At 73.7% G+C, this 25,266-nt stretch carries 19 protein-coding genes and 1 pseudogene; 7 read left to right on the top strand and 13 right to left on the bottom strand.

Annotated features, from left to right (window positions below; translation table 11 throughout):
• Nucleotides 1–8 precede the first annotated feature (8 nt).
• On the bottom strand, nt 9–1,211 hold the full coding sequence (locus AB0F89_RS22695) for a DUF6004 family protein (RefSeq protein ID WP_367127556.1): 1,203 nt from the start codon (nt 1,209–1,211) through the stop codon (nt 9–11).
• Nucleotides 1,212–1,497: 286 nt separating this feature from the next.
• Here AB0F89_RS22695 and AB0F89_RS22690 point away from each other — a divergent pair, with 286 nt between their 5' ends.
• A complete protein-coding gene (locus tag AB0F89_RS22690) occupies nt 1,498–1,641 on the top strand; it encodes a hypothetical protein (protein ID WP_367127555.1) in 144 nt (47 codons plus the stop codon).
• 9 nt (nt 1,642–1,650) lie between these two features.
• On the opposite strand, the gene AB0F89_RS22685 is transcribed toward AB0F89_RS22690, so the two are convergent.
• From AB0F89_RS22685 to AB0F89_RS22650, 8 genes are all read right to left on the bottom strand, one after another.
• Nucleotides 1,651–2,082, bottom strand: coding sequence for an acyl-CoA thioesterase (locus AB0F89_RS22685; protein ID WP_367127554.1), 432 nt, complete (start codon nt 2,080–2,082; stop codon nt 1,651–1,653).
• Nucleotides 2,079–7,403 carry an SDR family NAD(P)-dependent oxidoreductase gene (locus tag AB0F89_RS22680; protein WP_367127553.1) on the bottom strand — a complete coding sequence of 1,775 codons (5,325 nt, stop codon included), beginning with the start codon at nt 7,401–7,403 and terminating at the stop codon, nt 2,079–2,081. The genes AB0F89_RS22685 and AB0F89_RS22680 overlap by 4 nt, the downstream gene beginning before the upstream one ends.
• Nucleotides 7,400–8,335, bottom strand: coding sequence for an enediyne biosynthesis protein UnbU (locus tag AB0F89_RS22675; protein WP_367127552.1), 936 nt, complete (start codon nt 8,333–8,335; stop codon nt 7,400–7,402). Before AB0F89_RS22675 ends, AB0F89_RS22680 begins: the two co-directional genes overlap by 4 nt.
• Entirely contained in the window at nt 8,332–10,233 is a 1,902-nt protein-coding gene (locus AB0F89_RS22670; protein WP_367127551.1) for a CRTAC1 family protein, read from the bottom strand. Before AB0F89_RS22670 ends, AB0F89_RS22675 begins: the two co-directional genes overlap by 4 nt.
• A 25-nt stretch (nt 10,234–10,258) precedes the next feature.
• Complete coding sequence (locus AB0F89_RS22665) at nt 10,259–11,179, bottom strand: DUF1702 family protein (protein WP_367127550.1); 921 nt, start codon at nt 11,177–11,179, stop codon at nt 10,259–10,261.
• A 187-nt stretch (nt 11,180–11,366) separates the two neighbouring features.
• Nucleotides 11,367–13,043 carry an ABC transporter substrate-binding protein gene (locus tag AB0F89_RS22660; RefSeq protein ID WP_367127549.1) on the bottom strand — a complete coding sequence of 559 codons (1,677 nt, stop codon included), beginning with the start codon at nt 13,041–13,043 and terminating at the stop codon, nt 11,367–11,369.
• A 224-nt stretch (nt 13,044–13,267) separates the two neighbouring features.
• Nucleotides 13,268–13,753: an SRPBCC domain-containing protein gene (locus tag AB0F89_RS22655; RefSeq protein WP_367127548.1), complete on the bottom strand. Its 486-nt coding sequence runs from the start codon at nt 13,751–13,753 to the stop codon at nt 13,268–13,270.
• 99 nt (nt 13,754–13,852) lie between these two features.
• Nucleotides 13,853–15,232, bottom strand: coding sequence for a cytochrome P450 (locus tag AB0F89_RS22650; RefSeq protein WP_367127547.1), 1,380 nt, complete (start codon nt 15,230–15,232; stop codon nt 13,853–13,855).
• Nucleotides 15,233–15,498: 266 nt separating this feature from the next.
• Here AB0F89_RS22650 and AB0F89_RS22645 point away from each other — a divergent pair.
• Nucleotides 15,499–16,068, top strand: a pseudogene (locus AB0F89_RS22645) (substrate-binding domain-containing protein); the annotation flags it as partial.
• Here the strand turns inward: AB0F89_RS22645 and AB0F89_RS22640 are convergent.
• Nucleotides 16,017–17,816, bottom strand: coding sequence for an acyl-CoA dehydrogenase (locus tag AB0F89_RS22640; protein ID WP_367127546.1), 1,800 nt, complete (start codon nt 17,814–17,816; stop codon nt 16,017–16,019). The pseudogene AB0F89_RS22645 and the gene AB0F89_RS22640 overlap by 52 nt on opposite strands.
• Nucleotides 17,817–17,947: 131 nt before the next feature.
• Nucleotides 17,948–18,499, bottom strand: a complete 552-nt coding sequence (locus AB0F89_RS22635) for an EF-hand domain-containing protein (RefSeq protein ID WP_367127545.1) — start codon at nt 18,497–18,499, stop codon at nt 17,948–17,950.
• Between the two features lie 113 nt (nt 18,500–18,612).
• Here AB0F89_RS22635 and AB0F89_RS22630 point away from each other — a divergent pair, with 113 nt between their 5' ends.
• From AB0F89_RS22630 to AB0F89_RS22610, 5 genes are all read left to right on the top strand, one after another.
• Nucleotides 18,613–18,819 (top strand): hypothetical protein, encoded by a 207-nt coding sequence (locus tag AB0F89_RS22630; protein ID WP_367127544.1) that lies wholly within the window; start codon nt 18,613–18,615, stop codon nt 18,817–18,819.
• A 449-nt stretch (nt 18,820–19,268) separates the two neighbouring features.
• On the top strand, nt 19,269–20,579 hold the full coding sequence (locus AB0F89_RS22625) for an RICIN domain-containing protein (protein ID WP_367127543.1): 1,311 nt from the start codon (nt 19,269–19,271) through the stop codon (nt 20,577–20,579).
• Nucleotides 20,580–20,617: 38 nt separating this feature from the next.
• On the top strand, nt 20,618–22,129 hold the full coding sequence (locus AB0F89_RS22620; RefSeq protein WP_367127542.1) for an RICIN domain-containing protein: 1,512 nt from the start codon (nt 20,618–20,620) through the stop codon (nt 22,127–22,129).
• Nucleotides 22,130–22,297: 168 nt separating this feature from the next.
• Nucleotides 22,298–23,146 carry a pectate lyase gene (locus tag AB0F89_RS22615; protein ID WP_367127541.1) on the top strand — a complete coding sequence of 283 codons (849 nt, stop codon included), beginning with the start codon at nt 22,298–22,300 and terminating at the stop codon, nt 23,144–23,146.
• A gap of 60 nt (nt 23,147–23,206) precedes the next feature.
• Nucleotides 23,207–23,884 carry an O-methyltransferase gene (locus AB0F89_RS22610; protein ID WP_367127540.1) on the top strand — a complete coding sequence of 226 codons (678 nt, stop codon included), beginning with the start codon at nt 23,207–23,209 and terminating at the stop codon, nt 23,882–23,884.
• Nucleotides 23,885–23,981: 97 nt separating this feature from the next.
• Here the strand turns inward: AB0F89_RS22610 and AB0F89_RS22605 are convergent, their stop codons facing one another.
• Together AB0F89_RS22605 and AB0F89_RS22600 are read right to left on the bottom strand one after the other, a co-directional pair.
• Nucleotides 23,982–24,191 carry a DUF5988 family protein gene (locus tag AB0F89_RS22605; protein WP_367127539.1) on the bottom strand — a complete coding sequence of 70 codons (210 nt, stop codon included), beginning with the start codon at nt 24,189–24,191 and terminating at the stop codon, nt 23,982–23,984.
• 121 nt (nt 24,192–24,312) lie between these two features.
• Nucleotides 24,313–25,224 carry an HPr family phosphocarrier protein gene (locus tag AB0F89_RS22600; protein WP_367127538.1) on the bottom strand — a complete coding sequence of 304 codons (912 nt, stop codon included), beginning with the start codon at nt 25,222–25,224 and terminating at the stop codon, nt 24,313–24,315.
• Nucleotides 25,225–25,266 lie beyond the last annotated feature (42 nt).

Genomic DNA, 25,266 nt, shown 5'->3' with positions numbered 1-25,266 from the left:
GCCCGCTGTCACACGTTGACCGCCGCGTGCTCGCCGACGAACGCGTCGCGCATGACCAGCCGCACGCCCGTCAACCGGGCCTTCACCTCGTTGTCCGTGGTGACCAGCGGGGCGTCCACGCCGCTCATCGACAGCTCGGTGCCGGTCGCGCCCATGTCGGTGAGGTTGCCGCTGACGTGCACCGGGTTCGCCGCGTAGAGGGTGGCCTGCGGCGTCACCAGCTCGAACTCGGCGTCCAGGTGCAGCGCGCCCGGGAACCGGACGCGGCTCAGGCTCTCCTCGGAGCCCTCGCCCAGCGTGCCGCCGGACACCCGCGGCCAGCTCGCCCGCAGCATGACCCGGCCGCCCAGCTCCGGGCAGTGGCCGACGACGGCCAGCCGCGCCATCTGCGCCAGCACGCCGACGTTGTCGGCGTGCTTCTCCGGGCCGAACAGCAGGATCTCGGTGCCGGCGGCCTTGCGGTGGTCGCCCGCCAGGTCGACGTGCACGGTCCGGCCGCCGACCTCGACCTCGATCCGGCCCTCCAGCGACACCTGCATGATCATCGACGGGTCGACCAGCATCGACATGCAGGGCCCCGCGCTCGCGGCGAAGAACACCGTCGGCGTGATGCCGACCGGCTGGTTCTCGTCGTCGGCCGGGTACCACGCCTCGGGCAGCGTCGTGCCGCGGACCACGTTCGGCGCCTGCACGACGTCGAACGGCCCGTCGCCGCGCGGCTTGCCCAGGTACGGGCCGGTGAGCGGCTTCTTGAAGGGCGGGACGCTGTCGACCACGCCGTAGATGTCGATGACGTTGCGGTGCGCCAGGCGCAGCGTGCTCGTCTCCAGGATGCCGAAGCGGCGGATGTAGAACTCCGCCGGGAAGTTCTTGCCCGGCACGATCTGCCGCACGTGGCCGGTGTTGGGCAGGAACGGGTTGGACAGCACCTGGATGCGGTCGTCGAGCTCGTAGCTGAACCCCTTGATGCCGACCTCGGGGGCGCTGATGAGCTCGGTGTCGAACTCCGCGTGCCCCTTCTCGTCCACCCGGTGCTCGAACCCCGGCATGGGCCACTTGTTCAGTTGGACGAAGCCGGACAGGTTGATGGTCTCGCGTCGGCCCGCGTAGTAGTCGTCGCCGAACACCACGGTCGCCGCGGCGAGGATGTGCGGCCGGATGGGCTTCGGTTCGAGGTTCAGCGACTCGTAGGTGTCCCGGGGGTTGCTCACTGCACTGCCTCCAGCGTCTGTCTCGCACGAGGACGTGGACGAGGCTGTCCACATACTGCGGAAACTATACTTTTCACTAGCGATCGTCCATGAGTGCCGCGTCGTTCGGCGGCGACTTCACAACACAGGCGTGTGTCGGGTAATCCGTTGGTGTGAAAGAACAACGCGCTGTCGAACCTGGCCTCGGTACGGGCCGGGCGAAGTCGACCCGTTCGGGGCCGCCGACTGGGATACCGTCGTGAGCGGTCCACTTCCGGATAGCCATTGCGGGAGCTCGGAGGGCGACATGGCGCCGCACCACGACGAGAGCACGTACCTGGCCGCGCTGGCCGCGATCGGGGCTTCGCTCGTCGGAGCGGGGGGTGAGCGGGAGCGGGCGGACGAGGCGCCGGACCACGACCGGCAGCGCACCGGCTCGGACGACTCCTGACGCGCGCCGTCACGCCGTCCCGCGCTCGTACGGGGTCAGCGCGGTGGCCAGCTCCGCCGGGACGGCGACGGGCTCGACGCCCGACCCGGCGCGGCGCAGGCAGGCCACGGTCTGCTCGCCCCGCGCCACCAGCCGGTCGTCGCGCCGGAAGTCGAAGGCCATCCGCAGACCGCTGTCCCAGCGCTCGCGCAGGGTCATCGCGACGTCGATCTCGTCGAAGGCGAAGCACTCCCCGAAGTACTCCATCGAGCAGGAGGTGGTGGCGAGCACGAGGCCGCCACCGCTCAGCTCCTTCAGCACCCGCGGGGCGTGCCGGGCCAGGAACATCTCGCGGCAGTGGCCCTGCCAGTGCAGGAACCGGGCGAAGTAGACGTTGCCGACGAGGTTGGTCTCGTCGAACGTCACCACGTGCCGCCAGTGGAACTCCCGCACGGTGTTCACGCTCCTCGGGGCAGGGCGACCGCGGCGCACGCCGGGCCGGTGGAGGTGACGACCACCGCCGCGGCGGTGCCGCCGACCAGCAGGCCGTCGTCGGTGGTCCGGGCCGCCACCTCGTCGGGGTCGCCAGGCAGGCCCAGGTCCAGCAGCGCCCTCGCGGTCGCCGCCCGGTGGTCGAGGGCCCACCCGACGCCCACCGGCGCGTCCGCGTGGGCGACCAGGACGTCCCCGGTGCTCACCAGTTCCAGGCGTTCGGCGAGGCCCAGCTCCGCCAGCCGCCTGCTCAGCAGCGGGCCGACCAGGGGCGCGGGCAGGGCGCCGGGCCAGGGCCGGGGGCCGAACGCGCGCAGCCGCAGCCCGTCCCAGCGGGCGATCCGCGCACCGTCCTGATCGGACAGCGACACGTCGTAGGTGTAATCGTCGCCGTGGTGCGACCGCTCGGCCGCGGTGACCAGGACCAGGCCGGCGGGTCGACGCCACACCGTCACCCGCTCGGCGGCGACGGGCAGGGCGCGCCGGTGCGGCAGGCAGGCCAGCAGCACGTGGATGGCGGCGTCGTGCGCGCCCGGGTCGCCCAGGAGCAGCCGCTGCGGGTGGCGGTCGGAGAACCAGGGCCCCTGGTCGGACCGGACCCACGCCCGGACGCGAAAGGCCGACAGGTGCTCGTAGTCGACCAGGCGGCGCAGGCGCCCGGAGTGGAACAGCAGGGGCCCGTAGAACGGGTGCGGGCCGTCACGTCGTGGCGGTGCGGCGGTCGGGGCGAGGTCGTGCGGCGCGGGCGGGGCGGGGCGGGCGGTCGCGCGGAGGCGGTCGGTGGTGAAGCCGTCGGAAGCGTCGCGCAGCACCACGTCCAGCGCGGTCCCGGCGTCGTCGCGGACCAGCGCCGCCACGCGCAGCGCGCGCGGCTCGTGCGGGTTCACCAGCACCGGGGCGGGCAGCTCCACGTCGGTGAACTCCCAGCCCTCCCGCTCGCCGACCGCGGTCGCCGCCGCCTGGGCCGCCGCTTCCAGGCCGACGACGGCGGGGAGCACCGGGACGCCGTCCACGCGGTGGTCGTCCAGGTAGGGGTCGTCACCGGTGGAGATCACCGGTGTCAGGACCGCCTCGACCCCCGGGACCCGCACGGGGGCGTCGGCGGAGAAGCGGAGCGGTGCGAACGGTGGCCCGGCGACCGACAGCGTCGGGCCGTCCGGGAACCTGCCGGCGACCAGCCTGGTCACCGGCCCGTCCTCGTCGGCCAGCGCGGCCAGCATCGCCGCCACCCCCGCGGCGGGCTCGACGGGCGTGATGCCCCGGTCGCGCAGCGAGTTCAGCACGCCCATCCGGCGGCCCATGCCGACGTCGGACCAGACCGACCACTCCAGCACCCTGGTGCGGCACGTCGGGTTCTCGGCCGCCCACCGCTCCAGGTCCACCCGCAGCCAGTCGTTGGCGACGCAGTACTCCGCCTGACCCGGCAAGCCGCGACGGCCGATGATGGAACCGAAGCCGACCAGCAGCGCCGGCGGTTCCGCCAGCGCGGCCAGCAGGTGGTGGAGCCCGGCCACCTTCGGGGTGACCGTCGCGGCGAGGGTCGCCGCGGTCACTGCGTCCAGCGGGCGCGGCTCGTTGACGCCCGCGCCGTGCAGGACGGCGCGCACCGGCCCGTGCGCCCCGGCCGCCGCGACCGCGTCGCGCACCCGGTCCGGGTCGGTGACGTCGCAGTCGACGTAGTGGGCGGTGACCCGCCGGTCGAGCCCGGCCAGCCCGGCCCGCACCCGCGACGCGTCCCGCGGCGAGCGCCCGAGCAGGACGAGCGTGCAGCCGGTGCGCAGGGCCAGCGCTTCCGCGCAGCGCGCCGTGATGCCGTCGACACCGCCGGAGGCCAGGCAGACGTCGCCCGGACCGATCGGCAGCGGCCCGCCGGACGTCGTCGGGCGGGCCACCGTGACCGGGCGCCGCACGCCGCCCGCCGCGTCCACGCGCAGCCGGCCGCCGGTCCGGGCCAGCCGGAGGTCCAGGTCGCGGGCGGTCGGGGGCAGTTCGATCGCGGTGGCGACGCACGAGGTCAGCTCGATCGCGGCGCTGCTCGCCACGGCCTCGGCGGCCGGGTGGCCGTGGTGCAGCACGGCGAGGACGTCCGGCCGGTGCGCGGCGATGGCGTGCAGCAGCTCCGCCACCGCGGTGGTCCCGGCGTCGTCGTCCAGCCACCCGACCAAGCCGTCGAGAGCCGCGCCGTCGGCCCGGGTCCCGGCGGCGGCGTGGAGCCACCGGGGCGCCGCGGCGTGCACGGTCCAGCGCACCTCGTCACCGGCCGGCGGCCCGGTCCACGGCTCCCACCGGTGCTCGAACGACCGCACCCACGGGCGGACGCCGGCCACTGCGGCCGTGGTGTCGCCACCGGGCGGTTGGCTCGCGACCAGCTCGGCCAGCTCGCCGACGGTCATGGTCTCCAGCGAGGGCGGCAGGGCGGGCGCGCGCCGGTCCAGCAGGGCCGCGGCCTCGGCGACGAGCTGCACGACCTGCAGCGAGTTCAGGTGCAGGTCGCCGAGCAGCCTGCGGTCCGGCCGGAGGTCGGCCGGCGGCAGTTCCAGCGTGCGGCTCAGGTGCGCCAGCAACGGGTCCACGCCCGGTTCGCGCGCCGGCTCCCGGACGGCCACCGCCGCCTCGACCTCGGTCGGGTTCGCCAGCAGCGTGATCGGGGTGTCCAGGTCGAGGTGGCGGTGGGCCCGGTCGCCGAACCACCGGTCGAGGTCGCACGCGGAGGCGGCGGCCAGCGCGGCGAGCGCGAGCGCGTGCTCGCGCCCGGAGCCGCCCGGGTCGAGCGAGACCGCCGGGAACCCGGTCACCAGCGAGGTCAGCGTGGTGCCCGGCCCGACCTCGACCAGCAGGTCGCACGTCGCGGTCAGGGCGGCCAGGGCGTCGGCGAACCGGACCGGCGCCGTGACCTGGTCGACCAGCAGCGAGCGCAGGTCCGCGCCCGGGTCCAGCCGGTGGCCGGTGACGGTGGAGAACACCGGCCGCCGCGGTGGCCGCAGCCCCACTCCGCGCAGCTCCTCGGCGAACGGGGCCGCGGCCGGGCGCATCGCCTCGGTGTGGAACGCGTGCGACACCGCGAGCACCTTCGCCCTGGCCCGGACCCGCGTCGCGCGTTCCGCCACCCGGCGCACGTCCGCCGCCCGGCCCCCGATCGTCACCTGGTCGGGCCCGTTGTACCCGGCCACGACCACCGGCGTGCTGCCGGCCAGCTCCTCGACCACGGCCACGGGCAGGCCGATGCTCGCCATCGCGGTCCCGGCGCCCCCGTGCTCCGCCATCACCCGCCCGCGGGCGGCGGCCAGCCGCAGCCCCTCGTCGGCGGACAGCGCGCCCGCCCACACCAGCGCGGTGATCTCGCCGAGGCTGTGCCCCACCGCGGCCACCGCGTCGCACCCCAGCTCGGCGAGCAGGGCCAGGGCGGCGAGGGACTGCCGGACGACGGCGGGCTGCGCGATGGCGGTCTCCGTCGCGCCGTCGCGCAGCGGCACGTCGTCGGGCAGCTCGGGCACCGCCAGGTCCCGCGCCCAGTCGTCCAGCCGGGCGCGCACCGGGGCCGCCTGGCCGGGGAACAGCAGCCCGACCCGGTGCGCCGCCCGGCGGGCGAGGACGAACCCCTCGGCGCGGTCGACCAGCAGCGCCGAGTCCCAGCCCGGCGCGCGGCGCGACGCGCGGTCCGCGACCAGCGCCAACCGCTCGGGGGAATCGGCCACGAGCAGGCAGCGCAACGCCGGGTCGGACGGCGCCGCCCGGTAGCGGGTGGCGGCGAGGTCGTGCAGCTCGGCCGCGCTCAACGAGCCCGCCTTGGCCGCCAGGGCGCCCAGCCGCGCCGCCAGGTCGTCGCGGTCCGCGGCGGTGACGAGCACGATCTCGTGCGCGGGCAGCGGCCTGCTCCACCGCAGCGCCGACGCCGGGACCCCGGAGCCGCCCCGACCGCCGCCGGTGAGCACGACGTGGGTGTTGATGCCGCCGAACCCCATCGCCGACACCCCCGCGACGGGCGTCCGGTCCGGCCACGGCTCGGGCTCGGCCGGCACGCGCACGGTGCTGTCGGAGCCCGTCAGCAGCGGGTGCGGGTCCTCGCAGCCGGTGGTCGGCGGCAGCACCCGGTGGTGCACGGCGAGCGCCGCCTTGATCAACCCGGCGACACCGGCCGCCGCCTTGGTGTGGCCCACGTTGGCCTTGACGGAGCCGAGCGCGGCGCGCGCGGCCGCACCGGCCCGCACGCGGTTGAGCGCCGCCAGCTCGACCCGGTCCCCCACGGCGGTGCCGGTGCCGTGGCCCTCCACGAGGCCGGCCGCCGCCGGGTCGACGCCCGCCAGCGCGTACGCCCGGTCCAGCGCGCGCACCAGGCCCGCCGTCTCCGGCCGGGTCAGGCCGCCCGACCCGTCGCAGGACGTGCCCCACCCGGACAGCCGGGCGTACACCCGCAGCCCCCTCCGTCGGGCGTCGTCGGCGCGCATCAGCGCCACCACCCCGCAGCCCTCGCCGGGCAGGAAGCCCGTGGGGTCGGCGTCGTACACCCGCATCCGGCGGCCGTCGGCCAGCACGCCCAGCCGCGCGAACCCGACCAGCTCGAACGGGTCCAGGCTGAGGTCGACGCCGCCGGCGAGGGCGAAGTCCAGCTCGCCGCAGTCCAGGGCGCGGCAGGCCGTGATCACCGCCAGCAGGCTGGACGAGCACGCGCCGTCCACGGTGTAGCCGGTGCCGCGCAGGTCGAAGTGGTTGCAGACGCGGCCGGCGATCGTGTTGGACAGCGCGCCGGCCAGCGTCTCGTCGCCGGGCTCCGGGAAGGGGTCCCGGACCAGGTCGCGCAGCAGTTGCAGGGCGTGCTCGGCCTGGTCGTCCGGCACGCCTGCGCCGGACAGCGCGGTGGCCGCCGCGCGCCGGACGAACGGCCAGCGCAACCGCAGCTGGGCGGCGCGGGAGAACTCCCCGGTCAGCGAGTTGCCCAGGACGACGCCCGCGCGGTCGCGGTCGAGCCCGTCGGCGTCGGGGAACCCGGCGTCCGACAACGCCTCCGCGCAGGTCTGCAGCGCCAGCCAGTGCGTCTGGTCGACGGCGCGGAACAGCGGGCCGGGCACCTCGAACCGGCGCCGGTCGAACTCCCACCCGCGCAGCAGGCCCGCGTGGGTCACGTAGGTCTGGTCGGGCCCGGCGCCGCGGTACCCGGCGCCGAGGCGCCGGTCGGGCAGCGAGCGGAACGCGCGCCGGCGGCCGAGGACCGTCTCCCACAGCCGGTCCGGGCTGTCGGCGTCGGGGTAGCGGCAGGCCAGGCCGACCACCGCGACCGGCTGCCCGCCGCTCACGGGGTGGCTCGCACGCGGGGGCGCAGGAGCTGGACCAGGAAGCGGGCCCCGCAGGTGATCACCAGCGCGAAGAACAGCCCGAAGGAGACCCCGGACACCACCAGGACCCCGTAGACGGCGGCCACCGCGACGCCGAAGGCGACCTGGTCGCGCCCCCGGGTCGGGGTGGTGGCCGGGTCGGTGATCATGTAGTTGGTGAACAGGATGAACGCCAGGCCCGTCATCGGCGCCAGCGCGGCGAGCAGGTGGTGGTCCAGCAGCAGCCAGCGCACCAGCGCCTGCGCCGCGAACCCGCCGAGCCAGCCCGCGATCAGCGGCATCCTGCCGGTCAGCTTGACGTTGATCACCGTGCCCGCCGCGAGCACGGCCAGCGGCAGCAGCCAGTCGATCGCGCCGGTGGTGGAGCTGGTGAAGTGGTAGGGCGGTGCGATGCTCACCCAGGGGAACAGCAGCAGCGCCACCGCGATGCCCGTGTTGGACGGGTTGAGCACGTGCCGCAGCCTGCCGCGCACGCGCAGCCGCACCAGGTACTTCGACCCGTTGCCCACCAGGATGGCGAAGACGTACGGCCACAGGGAGGCGTTGCCCCACATCAGCATCCCGGTCGCCAGCCCGGTGATGTGGGCGGGCAGCAGGAAGACCGCGAACGCCCGCCGGCCCTTGGTGAACTCGGCCCGCCTGCCGAACGCCCAGGCGTCGAGCGCTTCGAACGCCAACGCGGCCGCGTAGCTGGTCAGGACGGCGACGACCGGGGTGATCGGCGCCTGCTCGAACCCGAGGAACAGGTGCCCGAGGACGTTGAACGCGGTGATCGAGACGGCGAACCTGGTCAGCGCCTTGACCCGGCGCTGGTCGGCGGTCAGCCCCGGTCCCCCCGGCGCGGCGAGCGCCCGCTCGTCCGGTCCCGCGCCCGCCAGGCGCGTCGCGGTCATCGCACGACCGCCGTCGCGCCGGGGCCCAGCTCGACCGTGTGGTGGCCGGGCGTCACCAGGACCTCGGCGCGGTGCGTGCCGGAGGCGTCCCGCCAGGTGACGGTGGCCGGCGCCGCGCCACCGCCGGGCAGCGCGAAGTGCAGCGCCGCCGCGGACACCCCGCTGTGCCCGTTCGCCGGGTACAGCTGGGCCTTCTGCGGCCGTTCGGGGTGGTGCAGCACCACCTGCGCGCCGATGGCGTCGACCACCCTGCCCTCGACCGCGCCGGCGCGCACCAGGCGCAGGTCGGCCGCCGGTCCGCCGCGTTCACCGCCGGTCAGCAGCACGGAGTCCTCCCACTGGTTGGCCACCAGCACGTCGAGCCGGTTGTCGCCATCGACGTCGCCGACGGCCAGTCCCCGGGTGTTGTCGGGGAACGCGAAACCCACCTGCCCGGCCAGGTCGAAGTACCGGCCGCCGCCGTCGCGGACCCAGAACCGGTTCGGCTCGTGGCCGGACAGGTCGTCGCCGGGGCCGAAGCGCGGCCACACCGCCGGGTGGCGCAGCAGGTCGTCGTTGGCCATCGCCAGCTCCTGGAGGAGCGGCCAGCGGTTCACGTCGCCCTTCAGGAACCCGTTCGCCTGCACCAGCTCGTCCACGCCGTCGTTGTCGAAGTCGCCCGCCTTGACGTCCCAGCACCAGCCGGCGCGCGCCAGCCCCAGCGCCTCGCTGCTCTCGGTGAAGGGCGCCTCCCCCGCCAGCAGGTCGTCCGGGCTCCCGTCGGGGACGAAGGCGAAGTTGCTCTCGTGCAGGCCGTACGGGACGGTGATGTTGCTGACGACCATCATCGGCAGGCCGCCGCCGCCCGGGTAGGTGAACGCGACGCCCATGCCCTTGAACGAGTCGTGCCCCAGCACCTCGGACTTCGGCGTCACCGGGTCGCGGTCGCCGGTGACCTCGCGCAGGCGCACCGCGCCGGGCGTCGAGTGGTTCACCATCAGCTGGTCCGGCCCGAAGTCGTTGGCCTGGTAGACCTCCGGCAGGCCGTCGCCGGTCAGGTCCTGCAGGCCGGTGGCCAGCGTCCACGACTGCGCCGCGTCGCCGGTCAGGGCGGTGCTGGCGTCCACGACGACCGGCCTGCGGTCCGGCACGCCCGTCGGCCGCGTCAGCAGGACGCGGTTCACGCCGCCGTTGCGGCCCAACGACATCGAGTCCTGCATCCGGATGCGGGTCTCGTCGGAGGCGGTCGGGTCGAGCAGCCGCGCGCCGTCGGGGAAGTAGTTGCCCACCAGGACGTCGAGGTGGCCGTCGCCGTCGACGTCGCCGACGTTGAGCGTGCCGGAGTTCCACACCGCCATCGGCTCGATCAGCTCGTCGGCCCGGAACCGGGTCGGCGCGCCCACTCCGCCGGTGTTGACGAACAGGACCGGCGAGCGGCCCCAGTAGGGCACGACGAAGTCCACGTCGCCGTCCTCGTCCAGGTCGGCCGGGACGCAGCCCATGGGCGCCATGGTCGAGTCGTAGCGCAGGCCGTCCGGCCGCAGCTCGAACGGCGCGTAGGTTGCCGCACCGCCGACCGGTGCGGGGCGCAGCGTCACCGAGTCGTCGCGCGGGTCCACCAGGCAGACGTCGGCCGCGCGACCGAGGCCGCGCACGTCCGCCAGCGCGACGGCGGCGCCGACCGAGGAGATCCAGCCGCGGATGTCGTGCAGCTCCGGGGCGACGGCGCGTTCGGTCCGCGCGCCGACCGGCGCCCGGTTCAGCCCGGTCGCGGTGAACCCGAACCGGGCGGCGGTGGCGGCGGCGGTCTCGTCGCCGAGGCCGGGCCGCACCACCGCCAGGCCGGCGGCGGCGCAGACGGACAGCACGGCGATCACGGACAAGGTCTTGCGCGCGGCAGCGGTCACCATCGCACCCATCGGTCCTCCCTGACGAGCGGTCAGCTCAGGTCTGTCGGGCAATGCGGTCGCGCAGCCGCGCCTTCCACTCCAGGTACGCCTGCACGTCGCGGGAATCGAGAAGATCAGCGCCTGCGTCGTCGGCCCAGCGCGCGGCTCGTTCGGCGGTCACCCCCAGCACTCGCGCGCACGTGTCGCGCGTGTGCCGCGGCACGATCCCCGAGCGGACCCGGGCGGCTGCCGCGAAGACGACGCCCTGCGCGAAGTGCGCGCGGTGCCGCCCGACCAGGTCGAGCAGTTCGGTCCGAGCCGCCTCGCCCACCCCGCCGGCGTACGCGGCGGCGAGCCCGACGCCGCTCCACAGGTGCGGTCGCGCGAGGGCGGGCGCGCGGCCGATCACGTCCGCGATCCCCGCCGGGCAAGCGGACTCGACGAACCACAGCGCCCTCCCGCACCCGGCCACCCGGGCCCGCCACACCGGACCCGGCACGCGGGAAGCCCTGCGCAGCAACGCTTTCACGCCACCGAAGTACACCTCGCCGAACCCCGCCCCGTCGACCGCGAGCCAGCGCAGCAGCGGTGTGCCGGGCAGACGGGTCGGCGCGGGCACCCGCGCCGCCGTGAACAACCACCCGGCGCCGACGTGCACCAGGTGCGCGTAGGCGTCGCCCGGCCCGGCGAGCAGCCGGTCGAGGGCGCGGGCCCGGCCGGCGGTGGCCAGGTCGAGCAGCCCGGCGAACATGGCGGCGCCCTCGTAGGCGAAACCGCGCTCCTCGTCGGCCACCCGGCTCAGCGGCTCGTGCGGTTCCCGCCACGAACCCACCGCGAGGTTGAACCCGCCCAGGAAGTTCCGCGCGTGCAGTTCGAGGACGGCGCGCTGCGCCGGGAGGTCGAGCCGGAAACCACGCCGGGAGAAATCAGCCATTCGCAGTGGCAACCGCAGTCGTGTCGCGAGTGCGGTCGTCACTCCGGCGCCGGTAAAAGCAAGCCGGGATGCTGCATCACTCCTCCAACGACCGCGATCGCCGTGACCGGCACGGTTGGGACAGTGATTCCTGCCTACCAGAGCACCCGTGCGCCCCCAAGGTCCGAGGGTCTTCTTCACGCGATGGTGTCGACAGTAAACCCTTGTCAGTCAACACTTCCGGGGCATTTCAGCCCGCGGCCGGCTCGTCCTCGGCCAGCCAGAGGTTGGTGAGATCGCCGTTCAGCACCGGGTACGGCAACCAGTTCCGCACCCTCGTGGAGTGGAACCAGTACTGGTGGGCGAACAGGACCGGGACGATCGCGCCGTCCCGCAACGCCTGCGCCTCCACCTCCCGGAACAGCTCGCCCGCCCGCTCCTCGTCGGCGGAGGTCAACGCCTCGGTCAGCAGCCGGTTCACCCGCTCGCTGCGGTAGCGGCCGAAGTTCGAGCCCCAGTCGCCGCGCTCCGGCACGTCCCGGCTGTCCAGCAGCGGCTGGAGGTAGGTGCGGGCGTTGTTGCCGTACCAGTCGGGCTCCCAGCCGGTGAGCGCGATGTCCCACTCCCCCGTCCGGGCCGACTCCGAGGAGGAGAAGAACTCCGAGAACAGCTCGTTGATCGAGGCGGGCACGAGCCGGACCCGGATGCCCGCCCTGGCCAGCGCGGTCCGCACCGCCTCGGCGGTGGCCGGGTGGATGTCGCGGTCGCGGTAGAGCAGCCGCAGCGTGAGGCCGTCCGGGTAGCCGGCCTCGGCGAGCAGCCGCCGCGCGCGCTCCGGGTCGCCCCGGCCGCCCTCGGTGGCGTGCGGCCGGCTCTCCCGGTGGGCCAGGCACAGCGGCGGCAGGATCTGGTCGGCGATGTCGTTGAGCCTCGGCCCGCCCCACACCAGTGACACCGCCGCCTTGTCGACCGCGTGCTGCAGGGCGGTGCGGACGGCCTGCTTGCCGGTGGCGCCGCCCTCGGCCGTCGAGGCGAAGTTCACCACGACGTACGGGCTGAGCAGGCCGGCGGGGCACACCTCCAGCCGGGGGTCGTCGGAGGCGAGCAGCGCCGGCAGCTCCTCGGTGAGCGGCTGGACGTCCCAGAGCATGTCGGCCTCGCCGCGGGCCACGAGGTCGTGCGCCTCGCGCTCGTCCAGTCCCTGGCGGACCACGACGCCGTCCAGGTGGGCGGCGCGCAGGTCGTCGGTGGCCGGGTCCCAGGAGGGGTTGCGGCGCAGCTCTATCCGCTCACCGGGGCGGTAGTCGGTGAGCCGGTAGGGGCCGTTGGAGATGACGGCCTGGTCCAGCTCGGGGCTGCCCGGCGCGAAGTCGAGGTACTCCACCGGCGCGGGGCTCGCGAACGGCAGGGCCAGCATGTTGAGAAAGTCCGACATCGGGTACCGCGTGGTGAAGCGGACCTCGGTGTCGGAGAGCGCGACGACGCCGCTGATCCCGGTGTGCTCCAAGCGGTCCGCGACGGCTCCGGGGGTGCGGGGCGCGTCGGCGAGCGCGTCGCGGAACTCGGCCATGCCCTCGACGGCGTTGAGGTAATAGGCGAGACCGGGGCTGTTGGCCAGCGGGTGCGCCAGGCGCTTGATGCCGCGCACCACGTCCCACGCCGTGACCGGGCGGGGGCCGCCGGGCGCGTGCCACCGCACGCCCTCGCGGAGGGTGAACGCGTAGCGCGTGCCGCCCCCGGTGACCCGCCCGTTCGCCGCGGTCGGCACCTCGGTGGCCAGGTCCGCGACGAGCCTGCCCGCCTCGACCCGGTCCCGGCTCGCCGCGTAGCCCACGAGCTGCCGGGTGTAGGCGCGCAGGATGCCCCTGGTCACGGTGTGGTAGGCCAGGGCCGGGTCGAGGTGGTCGACGTCGCCCGCGCCGACCATCGTCAACGTCCCCCCGCGGCGGGGCGTGACGTCCGGTGGTCCCGCGTCCGGCGCTCCGACAGCCGGCGCTCCGACGGTCGGTGTCCCGCCCGCCGCTGCTCCGACCGCTGTTGTTCCGGCCGCCGCTGTTCCGGCCGTCGCTGTCGTGCCGGGTGACCTGCGCAGTGCTTGCCGCACGGTGGACACCGCCCTCCGCTGGGTGACTGGGGCATCCGGTGGCGCGCTCAGCTCCCGGCGATGCCGTCCGGGTGCCGGTCGGCGACGAGGGTCAGCACGATGTCGTGCTCCAGCAACGCCTTCGCGGCGGCCAGCGCCTCGGTGAAGCCGCCCATCGAGTTCAGCGCCCAGGTGACGACCTCGTCCGGGTCGTCGCCGCCGAAACCGGTCTCGGTGAGGTCGACCCGGGTCGCGTCGGTCGAGTGGTCGGTGAACCGCAGCTCGAACGTGGTCGGCCGCGGCCCGTTCTGCCACTCGACGGCGAACCGGTGGTCCTGCTCGAACTCCTTGACCTGGACCGTGACCGAGACGTCGTACATCTCCCACGTCCACCGCAGTCGCGCGCCGGGCGCCACCGGGCCGCTGCTCCGGGTGAACCAGAACCTGCTCGTGATCGCGGGATCGGTGAACGCCCGGAAGACCTCGGCCCGCGGCCTGCGGATCAGCATCGTCGTCGCGACCACCGGAGACAGTTCGAGGCGGGGATTGCCCACGGCTTCTCCTCTGGAGACGACCACAGCTGCACCGGCGACGTTACCGCACACCGGGCGCCAGAACCGTTGCCACGAACCGGTTGCGCCCGATCGAGTGCATCACCGAGGCTGCTCCGGCACGCCGGTCCGGGGGCCGCGGCGGTGGGCGGTCATGGGCAGCGCGTTGACCGGCATCGTGACGGCGGGCTTGGGGCGCACGCGGTGGCCCGGCGCCGGGACCAGCCGCCAGCGGGCCGCGATCGTGGCCAGCGACACCACCAGCTCCGCCCAGGACAGCCCCTCGCCGACGCAGCCGTGGAGGCCGGCGCCGAACGGCGTGAAAGCGCTGCGCGCCACCGGGTCCTCGCGCTCGGGTAGCCACCGGTCCGGGTCGAACCGGTGGGCGTCGGCGTGGATGCCCGGGTTGTGGTTGAGCGCGTGCTGGCTGTAGAGGACGGCCGCCCCGGCGGGGAGGTGGTAGTCGCCCAGCCGGGTGGCCACCGTGGTCACCCGGCTCTGGAACAGCCCCTGCGTCCGGTACCGGAGCGTTTCGGTGATCAGCCGTCGGGTGTAGTCCAGGCGGCCCAGGTCCTCGTAGCCGGCCGGCCGGCCCGCCAGCACCCGGTCGACCTCGTCGTGCAGGCGGCGCTCGACGTCCAGGTGCGCGCCGATCTCGTGGAAGGCCCACGACAGGGTGTTGCTGATCGTGTTGCTGCCGGCGATCAGGAAGGTCATGACCTCGTCGCGCAGCTGCCGGTCGCCCATCGCCGGCCGGCCGTCGGCGTCGCGGGCGAGGACCAGCTTCGACAGCAGGTCGCCGCGGTCGGTCCCGGTCGCCAGGTAGTCGTCCACCACCGCCTCGATCGTCCGCCGGAGGAACGCCTCCGCCTCGCGGTAGCGGCGGTTGCCCGGCGTCGGCAACCGGGTGAGCACCCCGGCCGCGCCGGTCATCCGCCGGAACAGCCCGCCGAGCACCACCGAGGTCGCGGCCATGAACCGCGCCCGGTCCAGGACCACCCCGTCCACGACGATGACCCGGATGATGTTCGCCAGCGCCAGCTCGTCCATCTCCTCGTGCACCGCGACCCGCTGACCGTCGTGCCAGGAGGCCGCCCTGGCCTCGGCGTGCTCGCTCATGACGGCGGTGTAGTCGGCGATCCGCGCGTGGTGGAACGCCGGGATGACCAACCGGCGCTGCCGCCGGTGAAACGGCCCGTCGGAGATGCCCAACCCGTTGCCGAACATCTGCCGGAACCGCTCGGCGATCGGGCCGCCCCGGGCGAACACGTCCGGTCGGCGCATGACGTCGCGCACCAGCGCCGGGTCGTTGACGACGTGCACGGGGTTGCGCCCGAGCAGGATCCGGGTGACCGGGTCGCCCGACTGGAGTTCGAGCAGGAACGAGCCGGGGCTCCGCTTCATCCGCAGCGCGTGACCGAGGAGGGGCAGCGCTCCCGCGGCCGTCCCCGGGGAACGCTGCAGGGCTCCGTTGGACGACATCGGCAGTCCTCACGTCGATCGCTGTCCATCGCCGGGCAATGTAACCGCGCCTGGAGGACCCGGCGACTCCGCGCGGACCGCAAGCCCCCGGTCGCGTCGCAGTGGGCGCAGGCAGCGTCCAGACCGCTCGACCTCGGAAACGTCCACTTGGTCCACCGAGGCGCTGACCTACCCTCCAGCGGCAGCCGCAGCGTCGGCGTCATCGCCGACTCGGGCGTGTCACCGCACCACGCCCACGTCGCGCAGGGCGTGCAGGCGCAGGCCACCGCCGCATCCGTTTCCTCGGCCGCCGTGACGGCTACAGCACGCAGGAGAGCCGCGTCGCGGGCTACCGCAAGGCCCTGGCCGACCACCGCGTCCCGCACGACCCCGGCCTTGAGGGCGAGGGCAGCATGGAGCGGCGCGAGGGCCACCGGATGGTCGCCGAACGGCTCGCCGCCGGACCGCGCGACTTCACCGCCGTCTTCGCCTGCAACGACCTCATCGCCGCGGGCGCGCGGCAGGCGCTGCGCGAGCACGGCCTGCGCATCCCCGACGACGTCTCCCTGGCCGGCTTCGACGACCTCCCGCCGTCCGCCGACATCGACCTCACCACCGTCCACGTGCCGCACGAGGAACTGGGCCGGACCGCCGTGCGGATGGCGCTGGAACGCGTCCGCGCCAAGACCGGGACGACCGAGCACGTCGTGCTGGGCACCCACATCGTCATCCGCGACTCGGTCCGCCCCCTCATCCGCACCGAGCCCTGGTTACGGCCGCGGTCCGGCTCCGCGAGAGGGCCCGGTCACCGCGACCGGTGCCAGTGGGCTTCGGGGTCGTCGAAGGCGTCCTGGTAGTCGGGACCGGCGATGGGCCACGCGGCGAGCAGTTCCTCCGGCAGGTCGAAGGCGTCGACCATGGTCCGGGCGTGCCCGGCCAGGCTGCCGAGGGCGTCCTCCACCAGGTCGGGCAGCGCCTCGACCTGCTCGGGGTCGAGGTCGCCCGCGGCGAGCAGGGCGCCGCTGTGCGCCTGGACGCGGCGCAGGGCGAACAGCCGGTGCGCGGTGCGCAGCACGTGGGCGGCGACCGGGTCGGCGGCCCGGCCCGCCCACCCCAGCAGCGCCTCGGCGGCCAGTCGCTCGGCGCGGGCGGTCACGGCGGCGAGGGCGTGGGGCGCGGCGGCGTTCCAGCGGTTCAGGCCGCCCGAGGACGCGCCGCGCAGCCGCGTGCGGCCCCGGTCGAGGAACCGGTGCTCCACCGCGTGCAGCAGCGACTGGAGGTGGTCGGGGTCGTCCAGGTCGCGGGTGGGCGCCGGGCGGGGGCGCCCGGTGGCGGCGAGCAGCAGTTCGGCGCCGGCCTTGGCCCACAGGGCGGTGTTGTCGCCCTCCGCGGTGATCGTGCCCTCCAGGTCGGCGGCGATGACGCTGAGGCCGTTGACCGGCAGCAGGCCCTGCGCGCCGCAGCGCTCGCGGCACTCGATCGCCACGGCGCGGGCCTGCCACGTGGTCCAGCCCTTGGTGACGGCGACCAGCCGCTCGGCGTCGGCGGTGTCGTCGGCGTCGGCCGGGTCGTGCTCGGCCCACCGGCGCACGGCGGTGCGGTGCAGCGCCGCCATGGCGTAGCAGGTGACCAGGGCGTCGACCAGCGGGCCGTGGTGGCTGCGGTGCTCCCAGACCGGCGTGCGGGCGCCCGCGCGGGCTCCGGCGACGTGGCGGTGCCCGCCGTAGCGGACGGCGATGGCCACCGCCGCCCGCGCCCCGCCGACGGCGCTCGCGCTCATGCACAGCTTGCCGGTGGTGACCCGGCCGATGCCCGCGAGGAACCGCTTGCGCCTGCTGCCCAGCGAGCTGGTGAACCGGCCGTCGTCGTCCAGCCGCCCGTGGTCGCCGGTCAGCAGGGCGGTGTCGGGCAGCAGGACCTGGTCGAACGAGGTCAGGCAGTGGTCGACCGGGCTGCCCGGCCGCACGGGCAGCGGGCGGGTGGTGACGCCGGGCAGCGGGCCCCTGCCGTCACTCAGCGGGACGAGGAACAGGAAGACGCCGTGGTCCCGGCCGCCCAGCAGCAGGCGGGCGGCGACGACCGCGCTCTTGGGTCCGCCGGCGGGACCGGTGTTGGGCATGAACTTCTGCGCGGCCGGGCCGGGGGTGTGCAGGGTGAACGTGCCCGAGTCCGGGTCGTGCTCGGCGGTGGTCTCCAGGTTGGCGGCGTCGTTGCCGTGCCCCAGCTCGGTGCACAGGAACGTGCCGATCCGCTCCAGCGAGGCGAACTCGTCCAACGCCCGCTTCTCGTGCCGGTCGTGGTCGAGCAGGCTGCCCAGGAACAGGTTGTAGTGGATGCCCGCGACGACGGTCAGCGAGCCGTTCGCGGGGGCGAACCACTCGTGCAGGGCGGCCAGCCGGCGCGGGTCGCCCGCCAGCGCGCGGGGGTCGACCTCGCGGTTGAGCAGGCGGAGCCGGTCGTAGGTGGACGCGGTCTGCTCGGCAGGCGTGCCCCGGTGGTCCCACCGGAAGCGCGGGTCCGCCACCAGGCGGCGCCAGGTCCCGTGCTCCGCTCCCTCCTCGCCGTCGAACAGCAGGCGCGTCAGCTCGCGGCGGTGGCGGTCCATGCCGGTGGTTCCCTTCCTCCACAGTGGACGATCAGTTCGCGGGCACGCGCACGACGGCCGTCCGCCGTGGGTTCCGGCAGACGGCCGTCGTGCGCGTGCCCGATGTCGGTGGGCGCCTCGGGGCAGACGGGTCAGACGTGCCCGAAGAACATGCTGCCCGGCGCGTCCGGGTCGGTGGAGAAGAAGTGCTCGCGGATCGCCCGGACGAACTCGTGGCGCGAGATCACGCCGTCGCCGTCGGTGTCCATCGCGGTGAACGACCGCATCGCGTCGGGCGCGGTGATCTGCCAGACGTCGTTCATGCAGCGGGCGAACTCGTCCTTGCTCATCTCGTTGTCGCCGTCGACGTCGACCACGTCGAACATCACGTGGCCCGCGCCGTCGACCACGTTGAGCCGGCTGGTGTCGACGCTCGCGATGCGGTTGGCCTGGACGAACTCGGCCTTCGTCAGCCGGTCGCCGTCGACGGCCGAGTGGCGCAGCAGCTCCAGCCAGTACGCCTGGAAGAAGGAGTAGAGCGCGCGGGCCCGGCGGTCGTCCCGGCCGAGCCGGTACGCCGCGACGTAGCGGTCGGCGAGCGCCTGGTGGTCGGACCAGTCCAAGAAGCCGTCCTGGTTGGCGTCGAGCGTGTCGAACGCGCGTTCCAGCTTGGCGGTGATGACGTCCTGCACAGTCGCAGTCATGGACCAGGTTCCTCCGTGATCGGGTGGGCGACTCCTCCAGCTTGGGACAAGGGGTCGCGGAAAAGCACCGGCCTGCCCATAAAACACCCGATCCAGTGACCGGGGTCAGCGGCGTGACCGGAGAGCGGTGGGATCGGTTCTTCCGCGTGCGGCCGGCCGTCTGCCTGGCCCTGGTGTCGACCGGCTTCGCCCTCGACCAGCTGTGCGGCCACCTCGACCGGTTCCGGTGGCCGACGGCGGTCCCGGCCTCGGTGGCCTGCGTGCCGCTCGCCGTCGCTCTGAGGCCGAACGCCGCCGCGCGTACCGCCACGGCCTGGTGACTTGAGGCGTCCCTCGACCGGCTCGCCGACATCGCCACCCCGGCCCCAGGAGTAGCGCAGCGTTACGCTCTTGACACCATCGTGTTCTTGCTCGCACACTATGACCGCTCCGAATGTTAACGCAAACATCCGTGGCTCTCAATCCGCCGGAGCGCCGTCGACGCCCAGTCGACGGCGGCGCCGCACCGGGCAACCGCCGATGATCCGTCGGCGTTCCCCGTGCACGGCGAGCCGGACACCGCCGACCCGAACCGGCGCTCCGGACCGGCCGGTCGTCCGGCAGCAGTCGACGTCCCCGAGGAGATCAACGATGAACTCTTCACCCTCCCGCCGCGCACGCCGGTCGCGAACGACCCCCACGGGCTAACGAGCCGATCCGCACCACCACCACACGCCACCGCCGAGGTGGCGCGATCCCGTCTGTCCAAATCAGACTCAGGAGATCACCCGTGAACAGACAGCCGAGGGTCGGGCGCCGGCTGGCCCGGCTCAGCCTCGTGGTGCTCACCGCCGCCGGCGCAGCGGTCGCCGTCACAGCGCCCGCACAAGCCGCTTCCGGCTACGTCTACACCACCTTCAAGGGCGACGCCGCCGCTGACCAGGAGCTCTGGGTCTACTCCTCGTCCGACGGCACCAACTTCAGCGCGCTCTCCGACACCAACTACCGCGGCCCGTCCGGCGTTCTGCGCGACCCCAGCGTCATCCAGCACAACGGGCTCTACTACATCGCGCACACCGTCCAGTCGTGGACCACGAACTCGACGCACTTCAACATCGCCTCCAGCCCGGACCTGGTCAACTGGACGCACGTGACCAGCGTCAACTCCGGCGTCGCCAACACGAGGTTCACCTGGGCGCCCGAGTTCTACGCCGAGGGCGGCACGGTCCGGATCATCGTCAGCATCGCCCAGACGACGTGCTCCGACTGCTTCCGCCCGTACGTCTTCACCGCCCGGAACAGCTCGCTGACGTCGTGGAGCGGACCGGTGCAGATGGGCGGTCTCGGTTACAACTACATCGACACCTACGTGGTGAAGTCGGGCAGCACCTACCACGCCTTCACCAAGAATGAGACGTCCAAGCACATCGAGCACTGGACCAGCACCAGCCTCACCAGCGGTTGGGGCAACCGGGGCCGGCTGTGGGCCTCGGGCTACGAGGGCCCGGCCGTGCTGCGGATGAGCGACGGCTCCTGGCGGATCTGGGTCGACAAGTACACCAACGGCGGCATCTGGACGGCGACCAGCTCGAACCTGGACTCCTGGTCGGGCCTGGGCCAGATCACCTGCCCCGGCTGCCGCCACGGCACGATCCTGCCGGTGGCCGACGTGCCCGGCGCCGCGCCCGCGTACCGCGTGACCAACCTCAACAGCGGCAGGGTGATGGACGTCGTGTCCGCCTCCACCGCGAACAACGCCGAGGTCAAGCAGTGGACCTGGAACGGCGGCGGCAACCAGAGGTGGACGTTCCAGGACGCCGGCGGCGGTTACTTCCGGATCGTCAACCAGAACAGCGGCAAGTGCCTGGACGTGCCGAGCGGTTCCACCGCCGACGGGGCCGACATCATCCAGTACACCTGCGGCAGCGGCACGAACCAGCAGTGGCGGTGGCAGCCCGCCGGGAGCTACTCCCGGATCGTCGCGCGGCACAGCGGGAAGTGCCTCGACGTCGTGAACTCCGGCACCGGCGATGGCGCCGACATCCAGCAGCACACCTGCGGCGGCGGCGCGAACCAGCAGTGGAGCCGGACCCAAGCCTGAGCCCGGTCCGCAATTCGGAGCTAGTGATTGGACACCTCATGACACTGATCGTGGCGTCCGGTGGCACCCCGCCGGCACCAGCGCGGAACACCCGGCCGTGGCGCCGGAAGCTGACCGCCCTCGCGGCGACCGCCCTCACCGCGGCGGCGGGCCTCGTCGTCACCACCGCCCCGGCCGACGCCGTCACCAGCCAGTTCCGCGGCATGAACTGGGCCGTGCTGGGCGACAACTTCAGCACCGGCACGCTCGTCGTGCAGGGCTTGAACCAGTCCGACAGCAACGCGACGGTGCGGGCGAAGGCCAACGCCATCTACGACGACATGGCCGCCACCATGGGGGTCAACACCGTGCGGTTGCCCATCAACACCCACACCGTGGCCAACACGACGTGGTGGAACGCCTACCGGGGCGCGATCGACGCCGCCACCGAGCGCGGGTTCAAGGTCATCCTCGCCTACTGGGAGGACGGCGCCGCGTCCGGCGGCCGGATCACCAACCTGGCCGCGTGGAACGCGATGTGGTCCAGCGTGACCAACACCTACGGCTCGAACGGCAACGTCTACTTCGAGCCGATGAACGAGCCGCACGGCTACTCGTCGGCGGACTGGCGCACCGTCGCGGCGAACTGGCTCGGCCACCACACCTCGGCCGTGCCGGGACGGGTGCTGATCGGCGGCACCGGTTACAGCCAGGACCTGCGGGACGTGTGCAACGACAGCCGCTTCAACTCGACGCTGCTGTCGTTCCACCACTACGCCTTCTTCTACGAGGCGATGACCTACGACGCCTTCCGCAGCCACATCCAGACGCGGCTGGGCAACTGCGCGTCCCGCGCGGTGGCGACCGAGTTCGGCGCGCCGATGTCCACCGGCCTGGACTACGCCAACGCGAGCAGCACCGACAACTTCGTCCGCCACATCCGCGCCATGGCGCAGGTCATGCGGGACAACAGGATGGGCGGCACCTACTGGCCCGCCATCGGCGGCAAGCCCGGCACCATCGGCTACGACTGGTACTCGATGTACGCCCTGAGCGGCAGCGGCGCCGACCTCAACCTGACCGTCCGCAACACCTCCGGCGCCAACCGCATCCGCTACGCCTGGGGCGACACCACCGGCAGCGACCCCGTTCCGACCTACTACCGGGTCACCGCGCGCCACAGCGGCAAGGCGATGGACGTCCAGCAGCCGAACACCGACAACGGCGCGCGCGTCGGCCAGTACACCTACGGCGGCAACGCCTGGCAGCAGTGGCAGTTCGAGGACGCGGGCAGCGGCTACTGGCGCATCGTCAGCCGCCACAGCGGGAAGTGCCTGGACGTGGTGAGCGCGTCGACCGCCGACGGGGCCGAACTCGTCCAGTACACCTGCGGCGCCGGGACCAACCAGCAGTTCCAGATGGTCGCCAGCGGCAGCTACTTCCAGCTCCGGGCGCGGCACAGCGGCAAGTGCGTGGACGTCCCGTCCGCGTCGACCGCCGACGGCGCGATCCTCAAGCAGTACACGTGCAACTCCGGCGCCAACCAGCAGTGGTCGCGCACGACCGTCTGACGGTCGTGCCGACGTGACCGGTGACGGCCCCACGCCCTCGACACCGGGGGGCGTGGGGCCGTCGCGGTTCCCGCCGGACTTGCCCTATGCGCATTTCCGGACAACGGCGACGACAGGAACGGCGAAACGGCCGCAGCGCCATCACCCTTCGACGACGCAGGAGCTGAGATGGAGCGATCAGCCGCATGGCGGATCTCCGCGGTCCTGACCGCGTTGACCGTGGCGACCTCGACCGGTGCGGTCCTGGCGGTGTCGCCGGCGTCGGCGGCGGCCGGTGTCGCGACCGGTCACGCGGCCGTGAACGGCGGCACCACCGGCGGCCAGGGCGGGACGACGGTCCGGGCGAACACCGGCACCGAGATCCACCAGGCCCTGTGCGGCCGGGCCGGCAGCAGCACGCCGATCATCATCGAGGTCGAGGGGACCATCAACCACGGCAACACCACCAAGGTCTCCGGTGACAGCTGCGACACCGCCGCCGTGTTCGACCAGCCGGGCATCCACGTCCGCGAGTCGCGCAACATCATCATCCGGAACGTGACCGTCCGGAACGTCAAGAAGTCCGGCTCGCCCACGTCCAACGGCGGCGACGCCATCGGCATGGAGAGCAACGTCCGCCTGTACCAGAACATCGACTCGCGGGCTCCGCTGCTGCGTGGCGGCATCGGCCACATGTACAACAACCACTACGCGAGCCTCAACGAGCCCGGCATCAACTCCCGGGCCGGAGCCAAGGCGAAGGTGGAGAACAACTACTTCGAGGACTCCCGCGACGTCCTCGGCACCTTCTACACCGACGAGGCCGGTTACTGGCAGACCGGCGGGAACGTCCTGGACAACGTGACGTGGTCCAGCCCCGACGAGGAGACCAACCCCGCAGGTCCCGAACTCCGGTCCACCACGACGGTGAGCGTCCCCTACGGCTACGCGCTGGACCAGGCCGACTGCGTCCCGGGCATCGTCAACCGCACGGCGGGCGCCAACAAGGGGATGCAGGAGTCGAACTGCTCCTGCTAGGCGTGGCCCCTCCCCCAACTCTGGGCGTTCCCCGGTGGACGTGCGGCTAGCGTCCGCAGGATGGCGAACCAAGTTGCGGTGACGAGGGAGCTGGACGACTACATCCGCGCCGTTTCCCTGCGTGAGGGCGACGTGCTGCGCGCACTGCGGGAGGAGACCGCCCTGCTGCCCGCCGGGTCGGCGATGCAGGTGACGCCCGAGGAGGGGCAGCTGCTGCACCTGCTGGCGGGGTTGGCGGGCGCGGGGTCCGTGGTGGAGGTGGGCACGTTCACCGGGTACGCGACGCTGTGCCTGGCGCGGGCCGTCGGACCGGGCGGTCGGGTCATCACGTGCGACATCACGGAGCGGTGGCCCGGGGTGGGGCGGCCCTACTGGGAGCGCGCGGGGGTGGCCGACCGGATCGACCTGCGGGTCGGCCCGGCCGCCGGGACGCTGGCGGCGTTGCGCGAGGAGCACGGGGCCGGCTGGGTGGACCTGGTGTTCATCGACGCCGACAAGGCCGGCTACGCCGCGTACTTCGAGGCCGCGGTGGACCTGGTGCGCGACGGCGGGTTGATCGTCGTCGACAACACGCTGTTCTTCGGGCGGGTGGTGGACCCGGAGGCGCGGGACGCCGACACGGTGGCCATCCGGGCGTTCAACGCCGCGCTGCTCACCGATCCGCGGGTGGACCTCTCGCTGCTGCCCGCCGCCGACGGGATCACGCTGGCGCGCCGCAGGCCCCGCGAGCGCGGCTGAACGTGGAGCGGTGGACGGGTCCTGGGGGGTAACCCGTCCACCGCTCCCGTCGCGCCGCCCGCCCGGTGTCGAGGGGTGCCGGGCCGGGCGGCGGGGCTCATTCAGCGATCTTGGTCCGGTAGGACCAGGTGAACACCGGCAGGTGCTCACCGTCGACCAACCTGCTCTCCTCGCTGCGCGTGAAGTGCTCGTGCCCCGAGGCGTGCGGGATGCGGACCTTCACGTCGACGCCGTCAGCCAGTTCCACGACCTCGCCGTCGAACGTCCCGGGGCCTCCGACGAGCAACGCCTTCCTGTTCTGCTGCACGATGTTCACCCTTTCGCCGGGGTCGCCGCCGCGCGGTGTGGAGGCGGACCGTCCGAAGTGCGCACATCGAGTATGGCTTGGCAGAACTGGGGAATCGCTTGGATTCCCGGCCGATCGGGGATCAGCCCTCGGCCGCGGGGGCGGCGTCGTGGTCGGTCGACAGCAGCTCGGTCAGCTCGGTCAGCGCGGAGTCGGCCTGGTCGCCCTCGACGGTGAGCAGCACCTCCTCACCGCCCTTCACGCCGAGCGACATGACCGCGAGGATGCTGGCCGCGTCGACCATGGCGTCCTCGCTGCGGCCGATGCGGACCTTGCCACCCTGCTTGCGCGCCGCCTCGACCAGGAGCTTGGCCGGTCGGGCGTGCAGGCCGACCGACGAACCGATGGTGACTCGTGTACTGGGCAACTCTGCCTCCTCCTCACGGTGCGGGAACGCGCGTCCGACGCGTTCCCGCCGGACCGGCCGGGGGAACCGGCCGGTCGACAACTCGACGTCGCGCGCGAACCAGGGCGTGCCGGTCGACCGGCGCTCGGGTCGCAGCGCGGAGCGGATGACGGACAGCACGCCCTCGGCGACCGGCAGCCAGCGCTCGCCGGTCTCGATCGGGCGCGCCCAGCGCACCCGGCCGCCGGGCACGGGTGCGGGTGGCAGCGGCACTTCGGCGGGCGCGCGCAGGAAGATCACGCCGGCGGGCATGTCGCCCTGGCTCCACCAGCGGTCGTTGGCGTCGGTCAGGAAGACCACCCGGCCGTCCGGGTGCACGACGGCGGGAGCGGGCACGCCGACCGCGTCGAAGCGGGCGAGCACGACGCGCGCCAGGTCGGCGGGCGCCAGGAACCCGACCGTGCCGCCGCCGAGCACCAGCCTGACCCCGGTGGGGCCGGGCGCCACGTGCCAGCCGAAGTGCCGTTCGTACCAGCGGCACGCGGCTTCGGGGTTGCGCGGAACGCCTGCGGGGGCGGAGTGCGCGGCGACGGGTCGCGGGGCGGCTGAGTGGACGGCAGCGGGATGCGCGGCGCCGGGGCGCGGCACAGCGGTATGTGGCGCAGCGCCCTGCCGCACACCGGCACGCGG

This window comes from Saccharothrix sp. HUAS TT1 (assembly GCF_040744945.1).
Classification (GTDB): Bacteria; Actinomycetota; Actinomycetes; order Mycobacteriales; family Pseudonocardiaceae; genus Actinosynnema.
Note: the sequence above shows the minus strand (reverse complement) of the source record. Positions and strands in the feature narration are given on the sequence as shown.